This is a genomic window from Blastomonas sp. 34TW (assembly GCF_059803595.1).
The window spans coordinates 26,218-51,845 of the sequence record NZ_JAPFGW010000007.1 but is presented as its reverse complement, the minus strand read 5'-3'; the positions used below and the strand labels follow the sequence as shown (position 1 = coordinate 51,845).

The 25,628-nt window shown below is 61.9% G+C and carries 14 protein-coding genes and 1 tRNA gene; 8 read left to right on the top strand and 7 right to left on the bottom strand.

The genetic code is table 11. The annotated features are described in order from the left end of the window. Positions 1 to 13: 13 nt before the first annotated feature. Together OPU69_RS10485 and OPU69_RS10480 are read right to left on the bottom strand one after the other, a co-directional pair. Entirely contained in the window at positions 14 to 2,623 is a 2,610-nt protein-coding gene (locus OPU69_RS10485) for a glycoside hydrolase family 2 TIM barrel-domain containing protein (protein ID WP_498510871.1), read from the bottom strand. A gap of 615 nt (positions 2,624 to 3,238) precedes the next feature. Continuing rightward, positions 3,239 to 3,320: transfer RNA gene (locus OPU69_RS10480), tRNA-Lys, on the bottom strand. Between the two features lie 94 nt (positions 3,321 to 3,414). On the opposite strand from OPU69_RS10480, the gene OPU69_RS10475 reads away from it, so the two are divergent. Further along, positions 3,415 to 4,686 (top strand): tyrosine-type recombinase/integrase, encoded by a 1,272-nt coding sequence (locus OPU69_RS10475; protein WP_498510869.1) that lies wholly within the window; start codon positions 3,415 to 3,417, stop codon positions 4,684 to 4,686. Between the two features lie 89 nt (positions 4,687 to 4,775). Here OPU69_RS10475 and OPU69_RS10470 read toward each other — a convergent pair whose 3' ends face one another. Continuing rightward, positions 4,776 to 5,432 (bottom strand): lytic transglycosylase domain-containing protein, encoded by a 657-nt coding sequence (locus OPU69_RS10470; RefSeq protein WP_498510867.1) that lies wholly within the window; start codon positions 5,430 to 5,432, stop codon positions 4,776 to 4,778. A 124-nt stretch (positions 5,433 to 5,556) separates the two neighbouring features. Here OPU69_RS10470 and OPU69_RS10465 point away from each other — a divergent pair, with 124 nt between their 5' ends. The 4 genes from OPU69_RS10465 to OPU69_RS10450 are packed head-to-tail and all read left to right on the top strand — an operon-like array spanning position 5,557 to position 11,965. Further along, positions 5,557 to 6,489 carry a DUF7146 domain-containing protein gene (locus tag OPU69_RS10465; RefSeq protein ID WP_498510865.1) on the top strand — a complete coding sequence of 311 codons (933 nt, stop codon included), beginning with the start codon at positions 5,557 to 5,559 and terminating at the stop codon, positions 6,487 to 6,489. A 36-nt stretch (positions 6,490 to 6,525) separates the two neighbouring features. After that, positions 6,526 to 10,767, top strand: coding sequence for a strawberry notch-like NTP hydrolase domain-containing protein (locus OPU69_RS10460; protein WP_498510863.1), 4,242 nt, complete (start codon positions 6,526 to 6,528; stop codon positions 10,765 to 10,767). Between the two features lie 53 nt (positions 10,768 to 10,820). Beyond that, positions 10,821 to 11,234 carry an MbcA/ParS/Xre antitoxin family protein gene (locus tag OPU69_RS10455; protein WP_498510861.1) on the top strand — a complete coding sequence of 138 codons (414 nt, stop codon included), beginning with the start codon at positions 10,821 to 10,823 and terminating at the stop codon, positions 11,232 to 11,234. Next, the gene (locus tag OPU69_RS10450) at positions 11,231 to 11,965 is read left to right on the top strand and encodes an RES family NAD+ phosphorylase (RefSeq protein ID WP_498510859.1); all 735 of its coding nucleotides are present in this window, start codon (positions 11,231 to 11,233) and stop codon (positions 11,963 to 11,965) included. Before OPU69_RS10455 ends, OPU69_RS10450 begins: the two co-directional genes overlap by 4 nt. A 65-nt stretch (positions 11,966 to 12,030) precedes the next feature. Here the strand turns inward: OPU69_RS10450 and OPU69_RS10445 are convergent, their stop codons facing one another. The 4 genes from OPU69_RS10445 to OPU69_RS10430 form a co-directional block, all read right to left on the bottom strand. Then, the gene (locus OPU69_RS10445) at positions 12,031 to 12,543 is read right to left on the bottom strand and encodes a DUF6933 domain-containing protein (protein ID WP_498510857.1); all 513 of its coding nucleotides are present in this window, start codon (positions 12,541 to 12,543) and stop codon (positions 12,031 to 12,033) included. 292 nt (positions 12,544 to 12,835) lie between these two features. Beyond that, positions 12,836 to 14,788, bottom strand: coding sequence for a DUF3732 domain-containing protein (locus OPU69_RS10440; protein WP_498510856.1), 1,953 nt, complete (start codon positions 14,786 to 14,788; stop codon positions 12,836 to 12,838). Further along, on the bottom strand, positions 14,785 to 15,273 hold the full coding sequence (locus tag OPU69_RS10435) for a three component ABC system middle component (protein WP_498510854.1): 489 nt from the start codon (positions 15,271 to 15,273) through the stop codon (positions 14,785 to 14,787). Before OPU69_RS10435 ends, OPU69_RS10440 begins: the two co-directional genes overlap by 4 nt. Continuing rightward, on the bottom strand, positions 15,270 to 16,466 hold the full coding sequence (locus tag OPU69_RS10430) for an ABC-three component system protein (RefSeq protein WP_498510852.1): 1,197 nt from the start codon (positions 16,464 to 16,466) through the stop codon (positions 15,270 to 15,272). Before OPU69_RS10430 ends, OPU69_RS10435 begins: the two co-directional genes overlap by 4 nt. A 417-nt stretch (positions 16,467 to 16,883) precedes the next feature. Here OPU69_RS10430 and OPU69_RS10425 point away from each other — a divergent pair, with 417 nt between their 5' ends. The 3 genes from OPU69_RS10425 (at position 16,884) to OPU69_RS10415 (ending at position 25,612) form a co-directional block, all read left to right on the top strand. Then, on the top strand, positions 16,884 to 22,430 hold the full coding sequence (locus OPU69_RS10425) for a sacsin N-terminal ATP-binding-like domain-containing protein (protein ID WP_498510850.1): 5,547 nt from the start codon (positions 16,884 to 16,886) through the stop codon (positions 22,428 to 22,430). A gap of 229 nt (positions 22,431 to 22,659) precedes the next feature. Continuing rightward, positions 22,660 to 24,648, top strand: coding sequence for a ParB/RepB/Spo0J family partition protein (locus OPU69_RS10420; protein ID WP_498510848.1), 1,989 nt, complete (start codon positions 22,660 to 22,662; stop codon positions 24,646 to 24,648). Positions 24,649 to 24,817: 169 nt separating this feature from the next. After that, entirely contained in the window at positions 24,818 to 25,612 is a 795-nt protein-coding gene (locus OPU69_RS10415) for an ArdC family protein (protein WP_498510846.1), read from the top strand. Positions 25,613 to 25,628 lie beyond the last annotated feature (16 nt).

Below are 25,628 nucleotides of genomic sequence, written 5' to 3'. Positions count from 1 at the left end.
GTCCTCCCGGCCGTCAGCGCGCCGGGCTAACGGAAATGGCCGAGACCACCGCGCCACCCTCGCCACCGCTGAAATCGAGCTTCAGCCCGCCGCGCGATATCGCATCGAAGCTGTGCGTTACCGCCTTGAGCGATCCGCCCGCAGCCTTGGCCGGGTTGAAGCCGGTCAGCACCGGCTTGCCATCGGCGAGCACCGTGATGCTGCGCGCAGCGGCCTTGGCGGTATCGGCTTCGGGCTCGAACATGTGCAGGCTCACCGTCCAGCGGCCGTCGGGCAGCGGCAGGTCGTACGTGAAGGCGCCCTGACGGTAGGAGGCGTAAAGCTCGGGATCGCTGCTGCCGGTGACGTTGCTCGGCGCGACCCTGGTGCGGCCCGCCATGCGCAACTCTGACGCCTTGCCGCCGGTGAAGAAATTGTCCGAGCCGAAGCGCAGCCCGGCAGACGTCGTCAGGCCGGTGAGATGCCCGGCCCGCACATGCAGGCCCTTCGCGGCATCGGGCGCGGTCCAGCTGAGGCTGTCGGTCGGCGCCTTGCCGTTCCGCTCGGCCGAGGCGGTGACCTGATTGTCGCCGGCGCGCAGCCGCACTCCGGGCCAGACGCAGATGCGATCGGGGCAGTCCACCGTGCCAACCGACTGGCCATTGACCGTCAGGCTGGCGCGCGGCGCATTGCTATAGGCGCGTACGTCCAACACCGGATAGGCGCGGTCGACATAGCGCCTGCCGGTCAGATACAGCACCGGCTCATCGGACCATTGCGCCTTGTAGAAGTAGAAGGCGTCCTTGCGCGTCTTGCGGTCATGGCTGACCAGACCCTTGTCGTTGAGGTCATAGGCCTCGCCTTCCTCGCGCGACGTCGAGGCGAAATCGAACATGTTCCAGATCCAGCTTGCCGAGAGAAACGGGGCCTTTTTCAGCGCCTTCCAGTTCTCCTCATGCACCCAGGCCTGGAATTCCTCGGGATGGGGGCGGCCATTGGCATTGACCGGACCGCCGAGCGGGTTGTCGGTATGCTGGGTGAATGCCCCGCCTGCGCCATGTTCGGTGACGGTCATGGCCCGCCCGGGATAGCGCGCATGCAGGTTGGTCAGCGCACGCGACAGGTCCTCGGGCTGACCATAATACCAGCCGAAATAGCGGTTGAGCCCGACGACATCGGTTACGTTGTTCAGCACCTGCGCGCCGGGCCGGGCGAGGGGCGAAGGCGTGCCCTCGCAGCAATCGGCATAGAGCGTCGGGCGGCTCGGGTCTTCGCGCTTCGCCAGCGCATTAAGCTCGACCAGCATGTCGCGCGACTTGGCCGGCGCGCCCTTGCCGCCCTTTTGGAGCGCCATGATCGCCGCGCCGATATCGATCTCGTTGCCCACCGACCACAGCATGATCGAAGGATGGTTGTAATTCTGCCGGATCAGTTCGGTAAGCTGCGCACGAGCATTGGCGACCAGTTCGGGCGCGGGCAGCGATTCGTCAAACGCGGACTGGTGGACGAAGGGCAGTTCGGCCTTCACCACCATGCCGTTGCGGTCGGCCAGATCGCTCCATTCCTGCGCGTGCTGATAATGCGCGTGGCGAACGGTGTTGACGCCCATTTCGGCCATGATCGCCATGTCGGTGGCATGATCCTCCGGGCTCAGCGCCCAGCCCTTGCCCTGCCAGTCCTGATGCCGCGAAGCGCCTTGCAGCCGCATCGGCTTGCCGTTGAGGATGAAGCCCTGGTCTGCATCCCAGGCGAAGCTGCGTACGCCGAGCGGCTCGGTCACGCTGTCGATCACCCTGTTGCCCTCGCGCAGCTCGACCGTCACGGAATAGAGATAGGGGTCGGCGCGGCCCTGCCAGAGACGGGGGTTGGCGAGGGAAAGTGGCGTGGTCAGCTCGCTCGCCTGGCCAGCCGCGAGGCGGACGGGCGCAGTCGCACTTGCCACGGTGCGGCCATCGGCATCGGCAATGCGTGTAACCATTGCCAGTTTGCGCGGCTTCGTCCCCGAGTTGCGCAGTCGCGCCAGTACCGCGACCTCGGCCTTTTCCGCGGTGACGCTAGGCGTCGAAACATAAATGCCGGGTCCGCCATGATCCATCAGGTCGACCGACGCGGCATCGACCTCGATCAGCGAAACGCCGCGATACAGCCCTCCATGGACGAAAAAGTCGCCGCCCAGCGGAATGACATGCTCGGTGCTGCTGCCTTGCTCGGGCTTGCTGTTGTCCGCGCGCACGACGATGATGTTCCACCGACCCGGTTTGAGCACATCGGTGATATCGAACCGGAAGCGCGAGAACGCGCCCTTGTGCTGGCCGACATGCTGGCCATTGACCCAGAGATCCGCGATCGCACCGACGCCGTCGAACTGCAGGATCGCGCGCTTGCCCTTGGTAGGCACAAGCTTGTCCAGCCGCAGCCTGTACCAGCCCGTGCCCTGACGCACGTCCGTGTCTTCGGCGCGCTGGGCTGTGTAATTGCCCATGCGGTTCCAGCTGTGCGGAAGGCGCACGAGCTGCCACTCACGGTCATCGAAGTCCGCGCCGGTCACGCCATCCGGTGCCTCGCTGAACTGGAAGCGCCAGCCATCACTGAGCGGCGTCACCGATCGGGTGGTGCCCGCAGCCGTACGAACTGGATGGGGCACGGTGCCACTCGGGGCTGCGTCTTGTGCAAGGGAAGGGGCGGAGATGCACATTGCCGCCACGGCCAGTGCTGCGCCAGCCAAGCGATGCATCGCGCACGGTCCCATGCGGCGTTCCTCAGTCATTGCACCACTCCCTGATTATTGGTTAGACCAAATACGATCGCTACGAGGGTGTCAACCTGAAAAGCAGAGGCACAGACGATCGCCGACGCTTCCGCCTTGCTTCGGGCATAGACCCGTCGAAGCATCGCGAAATTCTGGGTAAGCCGACAAAATTTGAAGATTTGCGCAATCGGTTGATGGTTGCTCCATGCGGCAAGGTGGCCATACGACTGCAGATGACAGGCTGCGTCGACCCTCGAATTGGTCAGATCACATCCACTCGGCTGTGCTGATTTCAGCCTCATGCCGCTGGTTGCGCCGTCCAGCCAGGCGCCGAAGTGATGCGTCAGCTTGAGGTGGAGCCCGCGGCCGCTTGCGTTGAACGGCGCAATGCAGCTTCAGGCCAGAAACCGGCGAAGCATGATTAGCCTATTGTTCCTCGACCGGATGGCCACGCGACAGCCACGGCCGAACCTATGGAGGAGCTTATTGTGGCTAAATGTCTGAAAAGTTTGGTGGACGCACTAGGGCTCGAACCTAGGACCCGCTGATTAAGAGCCATGATCAGAGGGTCCTAGCGCGTCCGCATGTGTCCAAAAATGGCGGAAATCTGCGATTCATAGTCCGCATTGTTCTTGAAATGTTCGCCAGTATCCACTACAAAAAGCTACCTAAGGTAGCAGGTACATATGGCGAACAAAGTAGGGTTGACGGACGCGAAAATCGCAGGGCTCAAGGCGCCGGCGGCTGGTCAAATTGAGCTGGCCGATGGTATCGTCCCCGGCCTGAGGCTCCGCATGGGTGCCAGTGGTATCAAGACGTACATTCTGCGCAAGCGGGTTCAGGGCAAGTGGTTGAATGTGACCATCGGACGCCATGGTCCGAGTTTTACCCTTGCCCATGCGCGTAAGAAGGCGCGCGATCTGCTTGTCGATGTCGAGCAGGGCAAAAGCATTGCCAGGAAGCCGGGTGCTAAGAGGAAGGGGGCAAAGGGCGTCGGTACGGTCGCCGAGCTCTACGAGACGTATCTGTCCCAGCAGATCGAGGGCAAGAAGCGCAGCGCAAGGGAGTTCGATCGGGTCTTCCGAAAGTACATCGAGCCCGAGCTGGGAGACCGCCTCGCGGACTCCATTACCCGAGGTGACGTGAGCCGCTTTGTTGAGAAGATCGCGTTCGAGCGGGGCAGGGAAACGCTGACGATGGCGCGGATCGTCTATCGCCATCTTTCGACCTTTTATACGTGGGCACTCACCAGACTCGAGCATATACCCGCCAATCCCTGCCGGGACGCGTGGCGTCCGAAGCGAAATGAACCTCGCGATCGCGTACTCAGCGACCGAGAACTTGCAGCACTATGGCAAGCTGCGGTCGAGGATGGCTATCCGTTTGGTCACCTTGTGCAGATGCTTGTCCTTACGGCTCAGCGCCGGGGAGAAGTACTCGATGCAGCGTGCGATGAGTTCGATTTCAAGGCGAAGGTTTGGACCGTCCCAGGCGACCGAGCAAAAAACTGCAAGGCGAATGTGGTGCCGCTATCCGCGCAGGCTCTTGCAGTAATCACCGAGGTCTTCATGGCTGCGGGCATCGACCCTGACGACGCCCACAGGCAATCCCAGATCCTGTTGGCATCGAAGGTCACCAGCACGAACAGCGTTAGCGGCCTCTCGAAAGCATGGAAGCGGATCAGAGCAAGCGTGGACGAGAAGCTCGGCTACGAGACCGGTCACTTCACAATGCATGACATTCGGCGGACGGTGGCAACTGGTCTCCAGCGTCTCGGCATACCTCTGGTGGTTTCTGAAGCGGTCCTCAATCACCAGTCAGGATCAGCTATGGCCGGCGTGGCGGGGGTCTATCACCGACACCAGTATACCAACGAGAAGCGCGAGGCGTTGGCGTTGTGGGGTAAGGAGGTTATGCAGATTGTAGCCAAGTACCCAGCCGAGGCCAAAAACGGCTAGACTTCCGTGCAGTCGCTCGCTTGTAAAATGGTCCAGCCCGGCAACAATCCGTCGATTGACTCTGGTTCGGTTAACTTGCGGTGCGACCGCTAAAAACGCCAATGGCGAAGGACGTCGCGGACATATCCGGGCGTCTCGCCATTCCGCGGTATACCGCCCGCGCGTTCGACTGCACCTGGACCGGCATTGTAGGCCGCGACAGCGAGGTGAACCACGCCAAACCTTTCGAGCATCTGCCTTAGATACCGCGCTGCGCCGAAGATATTGGCCATGGGGTCAAAGCGATTGAAGACGCCGAGTTCCTTTGCCGTCGCTGGCATCAGCTGGCCAAGGCCCGCAGCGCCTGCCGGGCTGACAGCAAGGGGGTTATAGCGGGATTCCGTCCAGACGAGCGCGTCGAGCAGGCCGGTGGGCAATGAATACTTCGCTTCCGCCGCATAGACGTGGGGCAGGTAGCTAGCCCGCCGAAACCCGGATGGACCAGTTTTGGCCTTGGGTTCGTATCTGTAAGGCAGATTGACCCGGCCATTTTCGGCCACGGTCAAACTTGATGCCGGGGCATCCTGCGCGGATCGCCAGAGCCCATGCTCAACCAATTGGAAGCCGTTTGATGCTTCGGCAATTCGGGTGCCGTCGGAGTAGTTGGCGGGTGCGCCAACTGATGCTGGCATCGGCAATTCCTGGGCACTGGCGGGCATGGCTGATGCGATGGCAATGCCACCGACCAGGAGGGCTTTCATTGTCATTTCTCGATCCTTCTATAGCCGAATCGAGAGAGAACATATAAAGAACATATGGCGTAGGAAATCGGTTTGGCGCTGGTGCAGAGCGGAGGCTGCACGGGGAGGGCACCTCAACCGGAGTAGGTCGATGCCCCAGCTAAAGAATACTCACCAACTCGAACGCCGCGCCCGCACGATTGTCGAAAGTCTCAAGGGAACATGGCGCCAAGGCAAGGGCATGTGCTGCTGTCCCGCCCACGATGACCGCACACCGTCGCTCAGCGTGACCTTGGGGCGAAAGGCCATTCTGTTCCATTGCTTTGCCGGATGTTCGAATGAGGACGTCATTGCAGCATTGGATCGCCAGGGCGTTCGCAGCCGCGAGCTCTTTGATGGTTCTGGTGCTGGGACAGCCAATCAGCAAAATCAGGGTGACTTCAGTCCCAATGCGCGACGCTTGTGGCAATCGGCCACGTTGATCTCCGACAGCCCCGTCGAACGATATCTCGCACAGCGCGGTCTCCAGCACGCATCTGACCGGCTCCGTTACCTGGAACGTACGCCGCTTGGGCCACGCGGGGCTGTCCAATTTCTCCCCGCCATGTTGGCGGCAGTCACGACTGACATCGGCATCATCGCAGTGCACAGGACATTTCTCGATGTGGCGAGCGGCAAGTTAGCTCGCTTCGAGCGGCCCAAGCGCGCGCTGGGCAGCCTCGGCGTCGGTGCCGTCAGGCTTGCACCGGCAGTGCAGGGGCGTCTGGGTCTTGCCGAAGGTATCGAGAGCGCCCTCTCAGCCATGCAGCTCTTCGGGATCCCGTGCTGGGCGACGCTTGGAAACGAGCGGTTCGGTCTCGTTTCGATCCCGGAGAGCGTGCGCGAGCTCTTCCTGTTCATCGACAATGACGCCGGAGGGGCTCTCGCCGAGGAGCGAGCGGTGAAAGCCTACGCTGCGCCTAATCGTGTCCTCCACTCACGAGCACCAGCCTCGTCCGGTTTTGACTGGAACGATGAGCTGAAGTCGCGGCTTGCCCGAAAACCTGATCCATCAGCAGAGGGGAGGGGGCCTTCGGCTGATTGAGGCCTGCCCGCCGCAGGACCTCGTCAGGAGGTTCCCATGTCCAATTCTTCCCTCGCCTTTGCATTCGATGAACCGTCACCGCCCATCGTTGTGATGGCGGCCCAGACCATGGCATCCGAGTTGGAGGCAGGCCGCGCGCTTTCACGCAGCGACGTCACGCGCATCATGACAGAGCACTTCGGGGGGAGCGATGCTCTCGGGCGTTGGTCAGTTCTTGACGCCCATGCAGCTACCGAGCTGGCACAGGTTCAATACCTGCAAACAGCGGATCAGATCCTGCTCTCGGCGTCGATCGACGAGGCGGAACAGTTCTTCAGCTGCCTCGATGCCCGACTGCCGCCCCAGACCAATCGCAGCGACGAGCAGATCGAATGGCAGCAGTTTGCGACGCCGCCGCGCCTTGCCTGGCTTGCTGCTCGGGCCTGCGCGCTGGCAACTGACGAGCTTGTGCTGGAACCCTCGGCCGGAACGGGCATGCTCGCGGTCTGGGCTGCCAAGGCCGGCTCGCGCCTTGCCCTCAACGAAATCTCGCCGCTCCGCCGCGACTGCCTGAATGGCCTGTTCCCGGCTGCCCGAGTGTCCGGTCATGACGCTGAGCTGATCGACGAACTGCTTGATCCAGCCATCACCCCAAGCGTCGTGTTGATGAACCCTCCCTATTCGCACGGCATCGAGCGAGGGCACGATAGTCGCACCGGCTCGCGCCACCTGAGGTCGGCCTGGAACCGTCTGGCGTCCGGCGGTCGGCTTGTCGCAATCATGCCCGAATGGTTCGATTGCGGGAGGGTTCTGGCCGGGCTGAAGGGGCCAGCTTCGCTGCGGCTCAATGTCGCCGTCGAACGTGCCTTCGTCAGGCATGGCACCGGGATCACCACCCGGCTGCTGGTCATCGACAAGGTGGGAGGCTCCAAGGAGACCGTCACAATCCGTACCAGCGAAATCGGCCAGCTGGTCGATCTTGTCGATGCTCTGCCGGCTCGCGCCAGCTTGGAGCCTGTTCCCGAGCAATCGAGCCTCCCGGCTCGTGCGCCGTTTCGCCTGGTGGCGGCGCAGCGCAGGCCGCTGCCGACATCAGCCAGGCTCACTCCTGCAGAAACCGCTATCGGGTCGCTCACCTATCAGTCGCTCGAAACCCCTGCGCCGCTTGCCCCTCAGGTCGGCCACTATCTACCCTATCGCCCGAGCAGGATCGTTATCGATGGCGCGGCCGAGCATCCGACGCCGCTCGTTGAGTCCGTCGCCATGGGGTCGATTGCCGCACCGATGCCCGAAGCTGTGCCGCAGCTGCCCGACGGGCTGGTTGCCAAGGGACTACTGTCTGCTGCTCAAGCAGAGACTCTGATCTATGCTGCAAGCGCCCATGCGCGCGATCTACCCGGCCGTTTCGAGCCAGAGGACAAGGGCTGTTCGCTCAAGGCATCTGCGGAAGGCCAAACCTACCGGCAGGGTTACTTCCTCGGGGATGGAACGGGCGCTGGGAAGGGGCGTCAGGTTGCGAGCGTCATTCTTGATCGCTGGGTGCGCGGGGAACGCCGCCATATCTGGATTTCGAAGAACGAGGCGCTGCTCGAAGACGCGCGCCGTGACTGGGCTGCCCTTGGCGGTCTCCCGATCGACATCCAGCCGCTTGCATCCTGGAAGCTCGGCACCCCTATCGCCATGCGCGAGGGCATTCTCTTCGTGACCTACCCGACTCTGCGGTCGGGCCGAAACGATGCGACCCGCCTCGACCAGATCCTCGCCTGGGCGGGCGATAAATTCGACGGCGTCATCGTATTCGACGAGGCGCACGCCATGGCCAATGCTGCTGGCGGAGAAGGATCGCGCGGCAAGGTCAAGGGATCGGAGCAGGGTATCGCGGGCGTGCGCCTACAGAACCTCCTGCCGCGGGCACGCGTGCTCTACGCCTCGGCAACAGGTGCGTCAGACGTCAACAATCTGGCCTATGCCACGCGCCTCGGCCTGTGGGGTCCGGAGACCGCCTTCGCCAATCGCGAGGCGTTCGTCGCCGACATTCGTGACGGCGGGATCGCAGCGATGGAGCTGGTCGCACGCGACCTCAAGTCGCTGGGTCTCTACACCGCGCGAGCATTGTCCTTCGCCGGCGTCGAATACGAGATCCTCGAGCATCGCCTGAGCGAGGATCAGATCGCGGTCTATAATGCCTACGCTGAGGCCTGGGCGATCATTCACGCCAACCTGCGCGAAGCGCTGGAGGCCACGCGGATCGTCGATAGCGAAACCGGGGGGACGCTAAACTCGGGCGCCAAGTCCGCAGCAATGTCGATCTTCGAAGGAACGAAACAGCGCTTCTTCGCGCAGCTGCTTCTTTCGATGAAGCTGCCCAGCCTGTTGCCAGCCATCGACGCGGCGATTGCCGAGGGGAACGCCGTTGTCGTCCAGCTCGTCTCGACCGCTGAAGCCATGCTCAATCGTCGGCTTGCCTACCTCTCGGACGAAGAACGCGAAGCACTGGAGATCGATCTGTCCCCCCGGGAATATGTGATCGACTATCTCGCCAAGAGCTTTCCTGTCCGCCTCATGGCCGTCTTCACCGATGAAAACGGCAATCCTCGCTCAGAGCCTATGAGCGACGAACACGGCGCGCCGGTATTGTGCCGCTCAGCACTCGCCGCGCGCGACAGGATGATCGAGCAGCTCTGCGCCTTGCCGCCGATCGCGACCGCGCTTGATGCCATCATCGAACGCTTCGGCGTCGATCAGGTGGCGGAAGTGACTGGCCGGACACGCCGGCTCATCGTCGGCCGCGATAGTCGTCAGAAGCTGCAATCCCGTTCGCCGCGCGCCAACGTCGCAGAAACCCAGGCCTTCATGGACGGGACCAAACGCATCCTGGTCTTCTCGGATGCCGGAGGGACCGGACGCAGCTACCATGCAGATCTGGCCGCCAAGAACCAGGCTCGCCGCGTCCATTTCCTGCTCGAACCGGGTTGGCGGGCTGACGCCGCAATCCAGGGGCTTGGCCGGACCAATCGCACCAATCAGGCTTCGGCCCCACTGTTTAGACCGGTAACGACCGATGTGCGCGGCGAGCGCCGCTTCATCTCGACGATTGCGCGGCGGCTCGACAGCCTCGGGGCCTTGACGCGTGGGCAGCGGCAGACCGGTGGACAGAACCTGTTCGACCCGGCCGATAATCTCGAAAGCATCTACGCCAAGGAGGCGCTCCACCGCTGGTTCGGTCTTCTGTTCACTGGTAAGCTCAAAGCGGTCAGCCTCGGGCGCTTTCAGGAGCTGACAGGCCTAAGGATTGAAGCCCCTGACGGGTCGGTGGTCGATGACCTGCCGTCGATCCAGCGCTGGCTCAACCGCATTCTTGCTCTTCCCATAGCCTTGCAGAACGCGATCTTCGATGAGTTCATGGGGCTGGTCGAGGCGCGTATCGATGCCGCCCGCCAGGCTGGCACGCTCGATCTCGGCCTTGAGACCATCGCGGTCGATGACTTCACGATCCTGGCGGACACGCTGCTGCGCACGGATCCCGCGTCGGGTGCGACGACCCACCTGCTGGAATTGGAAATTGCCAGAGCCTTGAAGCCGCTGACGCTGAAGAGGCTCGAGGAGCTCCACGGCCTCGCTGGGCCACGGCAGCGACCTGTTCGGAACGCCCGTTCAGGCCGGGTTGGCTTGCTGGTGCCCGCCCGCAGCATTCTTGCTGATGACGGCACCCGCGTTTCCCGCTTCGAACTGCTGCGCCCGTTGAAGCGCAGCCACATCACCGAGGATCAGCTGGCTGAGAGCAGCTGGGAGGCAATCTCCGTCGACGCTTTCCGCGAAGCCTGGGCAGCAGAGGTTGAGGAAGCGCGGACCAGCCATAAGCGCGAGCGCCTTTATCTTGCGACGGGCCTTCTGCTGCCGGTCTGGGACAAGCTTCCTTCGGATTTCGTGAGGGTGAGCCGCATCTCGGCGGTAGATGGCCGGTCGCTCCTTGGCCGGGAGGTTCCAGCCCATTGCGTGCCCGAACTGTGCCGGGCGCTGGGTCTGGAGCGCGAGCAAACGCTATCCGCCGATGACATCGTCCAGACCGTCCTGGCGACCGGCCGACCCATGGAATTCGCCGGCCGTGAGCAGCTCATGGTCAAGCGCAGTCTGGTCAATGGCTCACAGCGAATTGAATTGACCGGATGGAACGTCGCCCGCCTTGACTGGTACAAGGCCCAAGGCTGCTTTTCGGAAATCATCCGCTACCAGACGCGGCTGTTCGTGCCGATCGAGGGCGCGGCGAGCGTGATTGCCAGACTGGCATCATCCGCATAGATCGTTGCCAAATGGCATTGAGTGGCGTATATGATGCCATATGGAGAAATGCCATGCTGGCTCTGCAACCCGTTGATACTGCCGTTACCGGCTTCCGTCCCGATCCGATTACCCAGGACGAGGCAGCTGCCATGTTCCGGGCAGTCCTCAATCTGTTCGGCAAATGGGAGCTGACAGACGACCAGGCGGCAACCCTGCTCGACATGCCGGTGCGCTCCTATCGTCGCTGGAAGGCCGAAGGCCCCGGGCGCGTTTCGCGTGATGGGCGTGCGCGTCTCTCCAACCTCATGGGCATCCACAAAGCGCTCCGGATCATCTTCTCGGAGGCAACCCGCGGCTATTCCTGGATCAGGTCGGCCAATGATGCGTTTGGTGGAGCCAGTGCGCTCGACGTGATGCTCGGGGGCGAGCTCACCGACATTATGCGGGTGCGTCGCTACCTCGACGCCGAGCGTGGTGGCTGGTGAGCGGAACGGCGGCGATCCCCGTTTTTCGAGTTGAGTGGAAGGGCGCTGTCAGGATCATCCGCAGTGCCTTTCCACCGATCGACCTGTTCGAGGACATCGCCGATCCAGCCGACTGGCCGTTGCTGATCTCGGCCGAGCAGAAGACCAATCCCCGCATCATGGCGACGATTGGCAATCTCGACCTGGTCCCAGTCGACCGGCGCGTCGGCGGCAATGGGGCATCCTACCTCATGGCGCCGTTCACCCATGTCAGCACGGACCGGCCGAGCCGCTTTACCGATGGCAGCTATGGTGTGCTCTATGTCGGGGACCGGTTTGAAACCGCACTGTTCGAGACCATTCATCACCATGCCCGCTTCATGGCACGGACAAAGGAAGCACCTGGTTGGACTTCGCAGTTCCGGGAGATCGCCATGGCGGTCGATGCAGAGCTACATGATCTTAGATCTGCGGCTGCGGAACTGGCCCCGATGCTGGACCCTGATAGCTACGCGGCATCCCAAGCTCTGGCTGCGAATCTCAGGGACTCAGAATCCGACGGCATTGTCTACCCGAGCATCCGGCATCCTGGTGGGGAGTGCGTCGCTCTCTTCTACCCGGACTGCGCGTCAAATCCTTTGCAGGGGCGCCACCTCGACTATCACTGGGATGGCGAGCGGGTTGACCTTGTCCGCGATGCCGGTTCGGGAGCTGTTTTCCGGATCGTCGATTTGCCGCCCGACCCTGTCTGACCGCATGAGTTTGGCTTCGGGCCGAGTGCTGTAGGATCTCCGAGCACAGGGGGCGGCCAGCAGACTCAAGTCTGCGCACCAGCCTTCACGAGTTCATGAAGGGCTTTGTCCGGCGAAATCGGGCCCTTGTACAGCGGGCTGCACGGCGTCTCCGCTAGCTTGGCCGAAATCGCCAGGAGGTCGTCAACATCGCCCTTTTCATAGGCATAGGCGGCCAGCCAGAATTCGGCCTGCTTAACGAACTCGTTGAGGATGCCCACGACACTCCGGTTCGCGGTCTTTGCATACTGGACGGTGTCCATCCGCCAGACTTCCTGCGCGATGAATTCAGATGAGACGCCGTGCTCCCTCAGAACCAGCGCCAATTGTGCGGGGAATCTTCGAGCAAGCGTGACCGCTGGGGCTAGCGGCATAAGCACGGGAAGCAGCGTGCGCTCAGAAACCAGCAAAGCGACTTGCGGCTTCCAGAACAACACTGTGGCATACCAATTGCCCAAGGCGGTGTCGCTTTGCCCGGGCTCAGCGATCTCGGGTTTGATCCGATCAAGCAGCTTCTTGGTGCAGTGGAGGTGGAACATGGTGGCGAGGGATAGTGCTCGCTCTCGAGCGCGTCCACTGACGATACCGGCCACACCGCTGGAATGGTTGGAATGGAAGGGACCGACCAGATCCGGTCGCTCCGATCGGTGACTGTGAGCGTCCGCTCCTGGCAGAAGCGGCCAATTAGGCATCTCTATGAAAACGATCTCCGCAGCAAGCTCTGATCCGAAAGCGGGGCGCTTGCGCGGCGGAGGGTTCGAGACAAGCGTCGACCACGCGGACGCACGGTGATTTGTATTAGGGGGTAGTGATAGTGATCTGACGACGGAGTCAGTCCGCAAGTTCCGCTAAGTCAGGCCAATCTTCCGGCACCAGAGCGGGCGGCTTGGCCCAAGGGCGCTCTACCAAAGCTTCTTGGAACCAGGGATTGCGCAGATTGGCATGCTCGGTGACGATGATCTGAAAACCAGGCGCGTCTTCGCGCGCGAATTTATCGAGCAGTTCGAACAGTCGGCGCACCGCCTCGAGATCGGCGTCCTGCTCGGTTCTTTCGATCGAGCCTCCGGCCGCCTCGTAGGAAGCTTCCGAAGGAAAATAGACTTGGGTGGGCTGATCAATCAGCAGGAAACGCGGGATGGGCTGGTTCTGACTGGTCGCGAAGCGATGAAGCGCCAGCAGAGCCGCCAGATGATAGGCGAGATGATTCTCGCCGCCTCCGGTCCGCTGCATGAAGATCGGGCGACCGGGCCTGTCCAGCGCGACTGTCAGATTGTGCAGGTCGAAACGCGCCGGATATTGGCTGAACTCGCCGCCGAGCGCCGCGACGTAGCCTGACATGTGCATCGAGATATTGTTCAGGGTCGAGGCGAGCCGCGTGCCGGAATCGTCCGCACCGATGCGTTGCTCAAGATCGGCCACCCGCGCCTTCAAGCGGCGCTGCTCTTTCTCGAGCCGCGCGAGCTCGGTATCAGGCAGCAGGCCTTCGAGGAACAGGCTGATCCGGCCGACTACGCGAGAGGCTGCATTGTTGCGATTGCCCAACTGCACGATCACTTCGCTCGCCGCGATCGCGCTCGACAGTTCAACCTCCTTGCCCCGGATCTGATCGCCGGTCGCTTGAAGCTCACGCCGTTGCTCGTCCAGATAGGCATCGAGTTGCGGGCGCTCTCCGACAACCGCGTTCATCTCACGATCAAGCGACTCCAGATCAGCGAGTAGCAGCTGTGCGATCGGGCTCTCCAGCGCAAGGTTAGTTTCCGCGAACGGCCATTGCCACTCGCCGGTCACCTTGTTGACGGGCAAGGCCTTGATCGACGTCAGTCGGTCATGCTGCTCAACCGCCTCGGTTTGGAAGCCATCGGCACGCTTTGCATATTGCTCGGCCGCATCGAGGCGGCGCTGGATTTCTCGACGCTGTTCGCGCAGCGTCACAAGCTCATTTTCGATTCCAGTAATGCGCCCGCCATCATCCTCGGGAACCGGCGTCGGTTTCCAGTTCAGTGCTTCCCGCAGCTGATCGACAATCTTGACGCCCGTCGCGGGGCTGGTTTGGAAAACACCGACCGCCTGCGCCTCGGAGTGTAGCCCGATCGCACGTTCCTCCGAGGTGTCGATCGCGGATTTCGCCTCATCGAGCAGCTTGGTGTTCAGGCGCAGATCGCGCTGGGCAGTGCGCAACTGCGACTCCAAGTTGAACCGATCCCGCGACGACACGCCCAGCAATATGGGCAACGTGTCCTTGATCGTCTGCGGCTGAAAAGGCTCATTCTGGCGGTAGAAAAGCTGGTCCTTGTTGGCGACGATGGTCTGTTTCTGGAACAGGTAGAAATGGGTGTGTTTGATATTGGCGTCATAGCTCTCCCGGCTACTGTCTATTGGCACGTCGGTGGTGTTTTCCGGAATGCCGAGCCGCCTCGATAGGAGTGTTTCGACCCCATCGTCATCGTCATTGACGGCGAGATCACCAAAGTTGGGAACGGCGACCTCAATCCCCCGGCGCACCATAGCCAGGCTGCAGCTGCTGCGCCCCAGTCCCGGGGCGGGCTTGGCGACCAACACCTCTTCACCTTCGAAGGCATAGCGGACGGCATACCAGGAAACGCGCTCCTGGATGATGCCTTCTGGGATGTTGAAGGTCGATCGCCCCATGCAATATTCGATTATGTCCGAAAGCGCCGACTTGCCTGTCGACGAGCGTCCGGTGATCACGTTGAGACCGTCATGGAAAAGCAGGTCGCGCCTGCGACCATCATGGCTGTAGATGTGGATCGATCTTATTTTCATGGCCGAACGCCCATCGTCATGTAGAGAGTGCTCCGATCGCCGACACGGGCGAATTCCTTGCCGACGAAACGCGCAACGCGTTGGCAGGAAACCGTTTCGGCAGTGCCGGTAATCGACTTGCGCAGGCCGTCTGGAGTTGCCTTCAGCCGCCCGTGCGCGTCGACCGTAAACAGGCCCATCTGCATTAGGAAGCCTAAGGCCTCGAAGGCGTAGGGCAACAGATCGGTGGTGCGACGCGCAAAGCCGACGAGCAGTTCGGGATGAGACGCGATGAGCTTCAGCAGGTAGCTGCGATTGCCGGCATGCAGGATCTCGCGCGAGCGTTTGTGGAGACAGAGAGGCAGCACCAGCAGCACGAGGGAAAAGGGCATGCCGCGTTCGTCCTCTTCCTCATAGCCGCACAGCGCGCGCATCAAGATAAGGCCGCAAAAGGCAGGGTTGAAAAGATTGCGAATTTCAACCGGTCGTTCGTCCCATCGCTTCATGCAGCGATCCCAAGCAATTGTTGCAGGCGGTCGAGGAAGCGGGGATGCCAATAAACCCGCGGCCTCGGGCTCGCATTAGCAAGAATGTGGAAGGCACCGCGCACTACATAGGGTTCGGTGACACGCTCACGAATGCGGAGCGTTGTCGTTTCCATCTCCGCCCAGCGGTAGAGTTCCCTCCCCGCTACCAGGCAGGCCTCGTCGTTGCCGGTGTCGCTCAATTGCTCGAAGACGATCTCGCGATAGCGCGACCACTCGTCGACCAGCCGATCCTCATATTCTTCGATCTCACCGGAAATCAGCAAACTCTCGCGTGCCCAGCTCGAGCGCTGCTCGAAAGCGCGATAGTAGTCGATGATGGCATTGCGGATGCGGGTCGCCGAGAGATCGAGGACGCGCAGCTGCTCTACGAACAGCCGCGGATCGTTGGCGACGTCGATTTGACCGTCGGGGAGGCGCCCCCGAAAGGTGATAGGCAGATTGTCGTTGCGATACTCCTCCGCGATCGCGGACAGCTTGTCAGAAACCTCGTAGCCATAGATTGGCTCCTTGCGCTCGCCGCTCAGCATCTTGATCGCGAGATCCATCCACCAGCCTTCGAGGCGTTCGAACACGGCCGTACGGGATTCCCGCCGGATGGTGCGCAGGTGGAGGTTGATCAACGCCGGCAGATCGGTGATCCGGGGCGTCGCGTCGATGATCGTGATGCGGCTGTAGAAATCGTTGAGCTCGTCTTCGGTCAATTGTTCGAGTTCTTCGCGTATCTCGCCGATCAACGCGGATGTGCTGGTGGCGAGCACTGCCCGCGCTTGCTCGACCCGATCGTCGTCACCAGCAGCGCTTTCGGTGAACAGGCTGAGGAACGTGCTTTCGCTAAGTTCGGCTGTCGAAAATAGCAAGAAACGGCCGTTCGATGCGATCCCACCAGTCTTGCGATAATAAGCCAACCATATTCGGACAGATTTCCAGAAATCAGTCGACAGGTTCGTTAGCTTGTCGCCTCCTGCCTTGTGCTTGAGCGAACCAAGTGATCGAATGCCGCTTTCGGTGACGAACTCGACATCATCTTCTTTCTCGAGGAAGACTGCGCTGCTCTCTGAAAGCTCCAATATCTTCAGCAGCGCAAATCGAGGCTGAAAAATGTAGCCTAGGCCTTGTTCAGCCGCAGAAAAAGGCGAACCAGCATTGCCCATTATCGACGAGACCCGTTCGAGTTGTTTCGACGTAGTCGCTGCTGCATCTGCCCCCCCGGCGTACTGCTATCACTGAGGCTCACGATAATTATTCCAAGCTTCAATCAAAGCAACCAACGATTTTGGCAAGCTGGTTTGAGCTGATCCGGCTATGCGCCTGTGAGGATAAGATTCCTTGATGCCTGCTTTCAATAACCACGCCCGAAAGCTGCCAACCCGCTGCTGGCCCAGTCGCAGGCGCTATTTCTGCTCAAGGGATCGTTCGCTTTGATGTCGGGTTCTGCCGATGAAGCTACCGCTGAACCCGCCGTGCGGTAGCGGCGGGTAAGTCCCAAAATGCGTTAAAATGCCGACGGCACTATCCTCGAGAACAGGGTTAGGTTAGCTGATGAACGGGCGATATGACTTGGAGGCGGCTTGGCCAGCGTTGTTGATCTTACAGATCCCGTCGCATCGGAGGAGCAAAACGAGGCTTTAACGCCCGCCGATCAGATCCATCGTATCGCGGAGGGGAAGTTACGCGCGTTTGCCGGGACAATCGACGTGACCACCGGCATCTATCTCGACGACGTTTATGCCCAAAACAAGAGCGTCGCCGAACACACAGCCGCCGATTATCATGGGCGGTTCCTGATTGAACTCGTCCAGAACGCCAACGACGTCCATGTGCGCGGCGCGCATGATGGTCAGATCGAAGTGCTCCTGATCGAGGACGAGGGTGATTTCGGAACCCTCTATGTCGCAAATCTCGGAAAACCATTCACCCACGACAATGTCGTGGCGCTTTCTCGCATTGGAATGTCGACCAAGCCGCCCGGTGAGTCGATCGGCAACAAAGGGCTCGGCTTCCGCAGTGTGAGCCACGTCTGTGACGCGCCCGAGATATACTCGCAGGCGTCGAACGCGATCGGTGCAGGCAGGTTCGAGGGATATTGCTTCACTTTCGCCCGGTCTGAAGATCTGCCTTCGCGAATCGACAACCCGACCGTCCTCGGCCTGGCGCAGTCCGATCTGCCGATGTTCTTTCTGCCGATTGCCCTCGGCACGCAGCCTGAGACCATCGTCGAGTATGCAGCACGCGGCTTCTCGTCCGTCATTCGGCTTCCGCTTCGAGATTTAGACTCGCTTCAGACGGCGAGGGACGAGGTGGCGGCGCTAGATGACGATGGCGCTCCCTTGCTCCTCTTTCTCGATCGTCTCGAGAAGCTCGACGCCAAAGTACGGACCCGCGCTGGTGAGACCTCCTTGGCGTTCACTCTTGAGCGGCATGAAGAGCCGATCACATCCGCGCCGGTTGCCGCCTCAATCGTCTCGCTAAGCGGTGCGCACTGGTTGCTTGTCCGCGATCATGCGCCCGAGGCTCTCATGCAGCGGGCCGTCGACGATGGCGTCAAGGCGAAGCAGCTCCATAGCAGTTGGAAGGACTGGTCAGGGGTCGGTGAAGTCGGCCTGGCGGTGCCCCTCGACCATGAAATTTCGTCGCCCCGCCTCTATACGTTCTTGCCAATGGGGGAGGGCGCCACAGCGCCCTTTCAAGGCCACCTCCACGGCAGCTTCTTCCCGTCTTCGAATCGAAAAGCCCTCGATGCTAGTGTGGCGCTAAATCGCCTGCTCCTCACCCAAGCGGTCACACTAGCGGCCGCAAGCGTGCGTTGGCTCGCGGACCGCGATACCGGCCGCAGTCATGCGGCTCTCACGGCGATCTCTCGGGCGAAGGCGTCTGTCGATCTCCTCGTATGGACCAACCCGTCGAGCCTCACCGCGGCGAAGAGCCCCGGCGAGCGACTAGATTTGCCGGCCCTCTCGGCTGCGGAGGTCGCGCGCCTCGGCGAGCAAGACTTCGCCTCTGTACCGGTTATCCCATGTGCTGTAACGCTAGGTGGCTTGCTCTCGATCGGTTGGCGCTGCCCCATGGAGGTGCGCGCCACCTTCGAGGTTTCCGCCACCTTTGATCTTTTGGCGGTCGCGAAGCACGGTGCGACTATTTCCCCGCCGATCGCGCCGCTTCTTCCTGAACTCACGTCCGAGCGCATCGGCCGGCTGACACCTTTTCTTCGTCAGTATGCTCCCGCCCTGTTTCGTGACCGTCTGGCACCCATCGAGTGCGCGCGGATTGCGGCGAAGATCGCCGGTACTCTGCGCGCTGGAAAGCGTCCGGCGACGAGCCAGTGGACCGCTTTCTATCGAGATCTGCCATCCTTCATGAAAGAGGGGCCGGAGATGCTCGTCGGCTTCCCCGTCATTCTCTGCGATGACGGGACGGTTCGTGCCGGCCGCAGCGACGTCTCTACCGATGGCGAACTTCCGCGTGTCCGGCGGCGCCGGCGCAAGGGTGAGCGGATCGAACCCTCCCTCTTCTTCCCACCCGCGACGCGGCCATCGGGTGAGAACGCGGATATCCCGCTTGAGCAACTCCGTGTGCCGGCGCCATTAGCCGCCCACTTCGCCTTTGCCGCGAACACGCTCCCCTGGCACGGTGAGCTGCGCGCGGCGCGTGAGTTCCTAGAGCGTGGTCAAGTCTCTGCCTATGATGGTGAAACGGTCCTCACCCGTATCTCCCAGGTGGTCAACGCGGGCGCCTCGGTCGAGGAGGCTCTGGCGGGTCTCCGCTGGGCATTTGCAATCTGGCGTCGCGCTCAGGCCACGAGGTCGATTAAGGTAGATTCCTCATATCGTTTGCTCGTTCCCACAACGGATGGGATGATCCACGCGACTGAGGCCGTCTTCTCGGAGACCTGGCCTGATGAACTTCTCGGCCGGCGGCTGAATGCGCTCTTCAGCGCCGCGCCGCCCGACGTTGCCGACTTTTCCGACTATCGAAAGCGCCTTCTCGCGCCGACCAGCCATCGCGCCTTCAAGGGCCAGGCGACGCTGTGGGCGGAGTTTTTGCGCGGACTGGGTGTTGGAACTGGCTTGCGCGCGCTTCCCTTGCCCACCATGCCCCCGACAAGATCCTACGAGGTAACGAGCTTCGGCTTCGCCAAGAAGCTCGGTCTTAGTGATGCCGCCATTGCCGACTGGAAGCGGGACGTCGGCACCTTTAACAAGGAGAGCCTCCGCCACGCATATTCCACCAACTACAAATTTGCGAACGCGCTGTGGCACCTGCCCGGCCAAAGCGACCACGAACGCTTTTCCGACGATTGCCGGGAAATCTACGCCGGTCTGGTGATCGAGTGGCTAGCAGGCGCCGGAAAGGAGTTGCTCCGCGTCGACCTTCGTCACGAGCACTTTTCGAGCGACCAATATCCGTGGTCGACGCCCGCGGGTGCCTTTATTCGTAGCGGCGCTTGGCTGCCCGCGGACGATCCAACATCCGACGGGCCGGTTCGCCGCTTCTATAGCCCGTCGGACGTCTGGGTCTCGAGCAACGAGCGCTTTCCTTTCTATCTTCGGCAGGTGGCGGTCACGATCGGCAGGATCATCGATCGCCGGCAGCCCGACGCGCTCAAGCAGCTCCGAATCTATGGAAGACTACGCCTTCTGAACGATCCCGCGATCGCCCTCGATCAAGCACGTTTCCTTGCGTCCCAATATGCCGCCGGAACGGTTCGCCCACACTATGAGCAGCAGCTCGCCAACCTCTACAACGCGACCTGGAAAGTTATCGCAGACAAGCACGCAGCGGATCCGCAAGCGACCGGCAAGGCGGCTAACGACATGCCGATCCTTGTCCGTCGGCGCGCCGATCTCGCGGTCACGATCCCGGTCAAGGAGACCGCGCCTCTCTACGTCCGAGACAGCGACGACGATCTTGCGCCGAGCCTTGTCGCGTCGATTGATGGACTCCTTCTCGACATCAAGGGCGCTGATCGCGCGCGGGTGGGCGCAGCAGCAGAAGCCTTGTTCGGCAAGAAGGTGAGCCGCCTATCCACGATGCGCTACGACGTAAAAATCGACGACGTTGCGCTCGACGACATTGAAACCAGCGAAACGGCGCTCGACAAATGCCCCTGGCTCCGCGTGATGCTCGCGGTTGCGATGGAGGGGTTGCGCGGCACTGACGCCGGTCAGCTTCCTGCAGATCGTGGCACCGTTCTCGAACGGCTTAGTGATATCGCCCTCGTGGCGGCGGAAGATGTCGCCTTCGAAATCAACGAACAGCGGATAATGGCCCCTGGTGATCGCCCCGCCTATGTCTTCCGACGCTCGGACCGGCCGACTCTCGTTGTTACCCGGGTCGGCGTTCCTCTTACCTGGAATGGCCTCCAACTCTGTCTCCCGGCGATCTGCGACGCGATCGACCTTTCCCCAGTCGCCAATGGCATGCGTCTACTCGCCCACGAACTCGCCGCTGCCTGCGAGGACATCGGCGAACTCGGTCTCGATGAGGATGTGATTTCCCGACTCGGCCGCACCCTCCAGCTCGAAGACGGCTTCGTAGCTTCGGTCCAGCATCTTATCGGCGAGCGCGTCGATCTTCGGATGCCATGGATCCGCGCAGCCATCCACTACGGATTGGGGGCAGAAGCTCTGAAGGACTGTGATCGACTTGAGGCCGAACATGGAGCAGACCCCGCTCGTCTACTCGCTGAACTGATGCCGCTTATCACGGCCGCGGCGACGGATGCCGACGGGCTGCTCAAGGCATGTCGGCGAGCTCAATCGACGGCACAGTTCGGTGAGCTACTCGACCTCGATTTTGCGCGCTTCAACGAGAGCTTGGCGGCTACAGGAAGCGAGCCGCTGGCCTACCCCGCGATCCACGCTTCGCAGCTCCTCAATCATATCGTGGACCATGAGACGTCCATCCTGGAGGCTCTCCGCAACGCGGTCGCGTCAATGCTCGACAAATTCACGCCTGCTCCAGATTACGCCCAGCGCCGTGATGCCCTGCGATCGATGAAGACGGATCAAGCATGGCTGCCGCTCTATCATTTCGTGCCAGAGGCCGTGCTAGAAGAGCATCTCGCACGGTGGCTGGCAGACGCGGGGGCACCCCCGATCGGCTCGAACCCACACGGCCTGCCCGATCTTGCCGACGTCAGGTTGGCCAACCTGGCGGCGATCAGCCGCTTCGCGGCCGCGGCGACGCCAATTGTGCGGGCTTGGTGGAAGGGTCCGGTTTCGAGCATTCCCGAATATTGGCGCGAGGCCAAGGCGGCCGAACAGCATATCCGTGCCAAGCTCGATGCGGCTGGTGCGGTCGACTTCAAGCCGATGGATGAGACAGCGCTCATTTCCTGGTGCGTCAAGCTCGCCTTTTGGCCTGACGGTATGGAGCCAACGCTCGATTGCGACATGCTAGGTATCGGAGCCGATGCAATCGACGCTGCGGCGAAGGAAGCGCAACGCGAGGCGGAGGAACGGGCAGCCAAGGCGCGCTCTGTTCGCGTCAATGATCGCGATGTCGATCCCGAGCATGCTGACTGGACCGAAATCTCGGCCGAGATCGCCGCCCGTCTTTCCAAGCAGGTCAAATCGGCGAGGCTGACCACGCCCACCGAACTAGCCGTGCTCGAGAAACGGACAAACAAGCCGGCAACGAGCCGTAATCCGCGCGATGTTCCGCCCGGGCCGGATCGGACCCCGCAAGCCAAGAAGGACATGATCGGGCGGCTGGGAGAGCTCGTTGTGTATCACTGGCTCAAGGATCGCTTCCGGAACCAGGACATCGACAAGGCATGGGTTTCACGCTTCGGTGCCTTGCAGAAGGGCAAAGCTTGGTCCGACGACCTCGGCTACGATTTCGAGTTGAAGCATGATCGGCGAACCTGGCTCATCGAGGTCAAATCCAGCCAGGGTGATCGGTGCCAGTTCGAGATGGGAGAGTCAGAGGTTCGTGCCGCGCGGGAGGCTGCCCGGCCCCGGTCTGGTCAGCGTTATGTAGTGATCTACGTCGCCAACCCGGCGACTTCGAGCGCAACGCGGATCGACGTCTTGCCCAACCCCATGAGCGAGGAGGCGGATGGTATCCTCCGCCTCCTCGGCGAAGGCGTGCGCTTCGGGTTCAAACCGAAATAGGACCAAGGCCGGAATCCTGAGGATAGTCAAACGTCCGCTTTTGCGAAGGCGTGACCTTGGCAATAGAGTCCGTGGACAGCAGCCTCGTCCCAACCATGGCCATTCGTTATACCTCTTTGCTATCGAGTGATTTTCTGCGAACGCAACAGAGGGGAGTGGGCTTTGCCCTGATTGAGCCATTTGGGCGTCGATGGTCGATGCACCGGGCTCACAATCAGGAGTGTGTCCCATGATCAAGTCGATCCCGCTGAACAAGCTGGTCCAGTCTCCCCGCAACGTTCGCCGTCACAGCGACCCGGCTGCAGACGCCGAACTCAAAGCAAGCATAGCGGCCCATGGATTGCTGCAGAATCTCATCGTCAAGCCCGCGGCCAAGGGCAGGTTCGAGGTCGAAGCCGGCGAGCGTCGGCGCCGCGCAATGCTTGCGCTCGCGGACGAAAAGATTCTCGCCCGCGATCACGAAGTCACCTGCCTCGTGCTCGAAGACAGTGCTGAAGCCGCGGTCGAGACTAGCCTTGCGGAAAACTTCCACCGCCTCGCCATGAACCCAGCGGACGAAGCCCAGGCTTTTGCGGCGCTTGTCGCAGGCGGTGCGACTGTTGAAGATGTTGCGCGCCGCTTTGGCCTGACGGTCCGTTTCGTCGAGGGGCGTTTGCGTCTCGCGACGCTCGCGCCCGTCGTGTTCGAGGCACTGGCCTCGGGCCAAATCACTCTCGACATCGCCAAGGCCTTCGGTGCGACTTCGGACCAGGAAATCCAGGCCCGCGTCTTCGAGCAGGTTTCCTCGGCCTACTATGCGCCTAATCCCGACAGCATCCGGCGCATGGTCCTCTCCGGGACCGTCCGAGGCAGCGATCCGCGCGCCCGCCTGGTCGGCCGCGACGCCTACATCGCCGCCGGCGGTCGGATCGAGCGCGAACTGTTCGACGACGACGACAGCGAATCCTGGGTCGATGTAGCCTTGCTCGAGAGCCTCGCGGCGGCGAAGATGGAAGAACATGCGAAGGCGCTCGCAGCCGAGCAGGGTCTCGCCTGGGTCAAGCCCACGCTCGATCCCTATGCCAGCCATGATCTGGTCGAAGGGCTGGTCAGGCTTCCTGCCGAACCGGCGCCGCTCACCGAGGCGGAACTGGCGAGGCTCGACAAACTCGATGCCTCCTACGACGAGCATGCGGCGATCCTCGAAGACGAGGAGAGCGCCGAGGAAGCCATGGCGGCAGCCGAAGCGGCTATCGAGGCCATCGAACGCGAATGCCAGGAAATCCGCGCACGCCCACCAGTCATTGCGCCCGAGCTGAAGGCCGAGGCGGGCATGATCCTGGTGCTTTCACGCGATGGCACTCCGGTACTCCAGCCGGTTTTCTATGGTGAAAGGCAGGCTGAACCCGCTGAAGGCGACAGCGGAATCGAAGTCGTTGCTGGCGAGGAAGGTTCGGACAAGCGCCGGACCACCTTGTCCAAGCGCCTGGTCGATGAGCTCGCCATGCAGCGTCGCGACGTCCTTGCGCTGCATGTTGCCTCTGACCCGGGGCTTGCGCTCGACATAATGGTCTTCACGCTGGCCGATGCCGATACCCACGACTGGCGGGCGCGGGCTGCGACCACGCTGCGCGCGCCTCTTCCGGCAGGCCCGATCATCGGCTTCGAAGCCAAGGATGCTCCGGCCAGCAGCGCGCTTGCCGAGCTAAGGTCCAATCTCGACGAAAGCTGGCGCGCTGGCGAAGATGCGACTTGCCGCTTCGACCTGTTCCGCGCGCTGTCCGATGATAGCCGCGCCGCTTGGCTTGGCTATGTCGTTGCCCGGTCGCTCGAGGCGAGCCTCAACATGGCGGGCGAGCGTCAGCTGCCGTTCCAGGACCACCTCGGCAGCCTCATCGGCATCGACATGGCGCAGTGGTGGCGACCGACTGCGGCCAATTACTTCGACCGAGTGTCAAAGCAGGTGATCCTCGACGCGTTGACCGACGTCGGCGGTCTCGAGCTTTCCTCGCGCTTTGCTGCGGTCAAGAAGGGCGACCTCGCGATGAGTGCCGAGCGCGTCTTCGCTGGCACCTACATCACCGAAGTCGAGGTGCGCGAGAAGGCTCTGTCCTGGGTGCCTGAGGCCATGCGCTTCGCTTCCGCTGCGCCAGAGGCTGGCGAGCCTAAGATTGACGCCACTGACGCTGAGCCAGGCGTCGATACCGAACATCAGTCCCCCCGCGAGCTGGCCGCCTGACCTCCTCCTGACAGGCAAGGCCGCTCGCTACCCGAGAGAAGCGGTCCTTCGGCTTACGCCGGAGGGCCGCTTCCTTTTTGGAAGGAGAGCAGAGGGGGCTCGGGACCCTGTGGCACTGACCGGCGAACCCGTCGTCGACTGACCAGATGCCAAGATCAGGAGAACCATCATGGCCTATCGCAAGGGACAGAGCAGCGGCTTGTCGCCCGCTACCCGCATCACACAGGAAATCATCGCTCGACTGGAGGCTGGCACGAAGCCGTGGATCAAGCCGTGGCGCGGCGTGCCCGTTTCGCGGCCCCTGCGGGCCTGCGGGATTCCGTACCGGGGCATGAATGTGTTCTGGCTGTGGATGATTGCTGACATGTGCGGCTATGCCTCGCCGTTCTGGATGACGTATAACCAAGCCAAGTCTCTCGGTGCCCAGGTCCGCAAGGGCGAGAAGTCGACCATCGCGATCTTCTACAAGAGCTACACCAAAGAGGTGGAAGCCCCCGATACCGGCGAAAAGACCGACGAGGCCCGCCGGGTGCTCAAGGCCTACCCGGTCTTCAATGCCGATCAGGTCGAAGGTCTGCCCGAGCGCTTTCATCCGGCGGTGACGCTGGAATTGGTCGAGCCTGAAGGGCGCGAGGCCGAACTCGACGCCTTCTTTGCCGCCATCCCCGTCAATCTGCGCCACCAGGGCTGCGAGGCTTATTACGAACCGACTGCGGATCGTGTCACGATGCCGCCGACGAGCCTGTTTTCAGGCTTCGACCACTACTATGCGACGCTTGCCCACGAGCTGTCGCACTGGACAGGCCATGCCAGCCGCCTGGGACGGGACCTCAAGAACCGCTTCGGTACGTCGGCCTACGCCGCCGAAGAACTCGTCGCGTTATCTGGACAGTCTGCACCGTGCCTGACGCACCATCGAACGGTATGTTCTTGGCACAACGCAGGGGGCCATCAGGCCGGATGAAGCGCTATCCATAAGC

What these genes read in the sequence shown, in the direction of transcription:
- OPU69_RS10475 (WP_498510869.1), top strand. Translation starts at nt 3,415, where the DNA reads ATGGCGAACAAAGTAGGGTTGACGGACGCGAAAATCGCAGGGCTCAAG.
- OPU69_RS10470 (WP_498510867.1), bottom strand. Translation starts at nt 5,432, where the DNA reads ATGACAATGAAAGCCCTCCTGGTCGGTGGCATTGCCATCGCATCAGCC.
- OPU69_RS10465 (WP_498510865.1), top strand. Translation starts at nt 5,557, where the DNA reads ATGCCCCAGCTAAAGAATACTCACCAACTCGAACGCCGCGCCCGCACG.
- OPU69_RS10460 (WP_498510863.1), top strand. Translation starts at nt 6,526, where the DNA reads ATGTCCAATTCTTCCCTCGCCTTTGCATTCGATGAACCGTCACCGCCC.
- OPU69_RS10455 (WP_498510861.1), top strand. Translation starts at nt 10,821, where the DNA reads ATGCTGGCTCTGCAACCCGTTGATACTGCCGTTACCGGCTTCCGTCCC.
- OPU69_RS10445 (WP_498510857.1), bottom strand. Translation starts at nt 12,543, where the DNA reads ATGTTCCACCTCCACTGCACCAAGAAGCTGCTTGATCGGATCAAACCC.
- OPU69_RS10440 (WP_498510856.1), bottom strand. Translation starts at nt 14,788, where the DNA reads ATGAAAATAAGATCGATCCACATCTACAGCCATGATGGTCGCAGGCGC.
- OPU69_RS10435 (WP_498510854.1), bottom strand. Translation starts at nt 15,273, where the DNA reads ATGAAGCGATGGGACGAACGACCGGTTGAAATTCGCAATCTTTTCAAC.
- OPU69_RS10430 (WP_498510852.1), bottom strand. Translation starts at nt 16,466, where the DNA reads ATGGGCAATGCTGGTTCGCCTTTTTCTGCGGCTGAACAAGGCCTAGGC.
- OPU69_RS10420 (WP_498510848.1), top strand. Translation starts at nt 22,660, where the DNA reads ATGATCAAGTCGATCCCGCTGAACAAGCTGGTCCAGTCTCCCCGCAAC.
- OPU69_RS10415 (WP_498510846.1), top strand. Translation starts at nt 24,818, where the DNA reads ATGGCCTATCGCAAGGGACAGAGCAGCGGCTTGTCGCCCGCTACCCGC.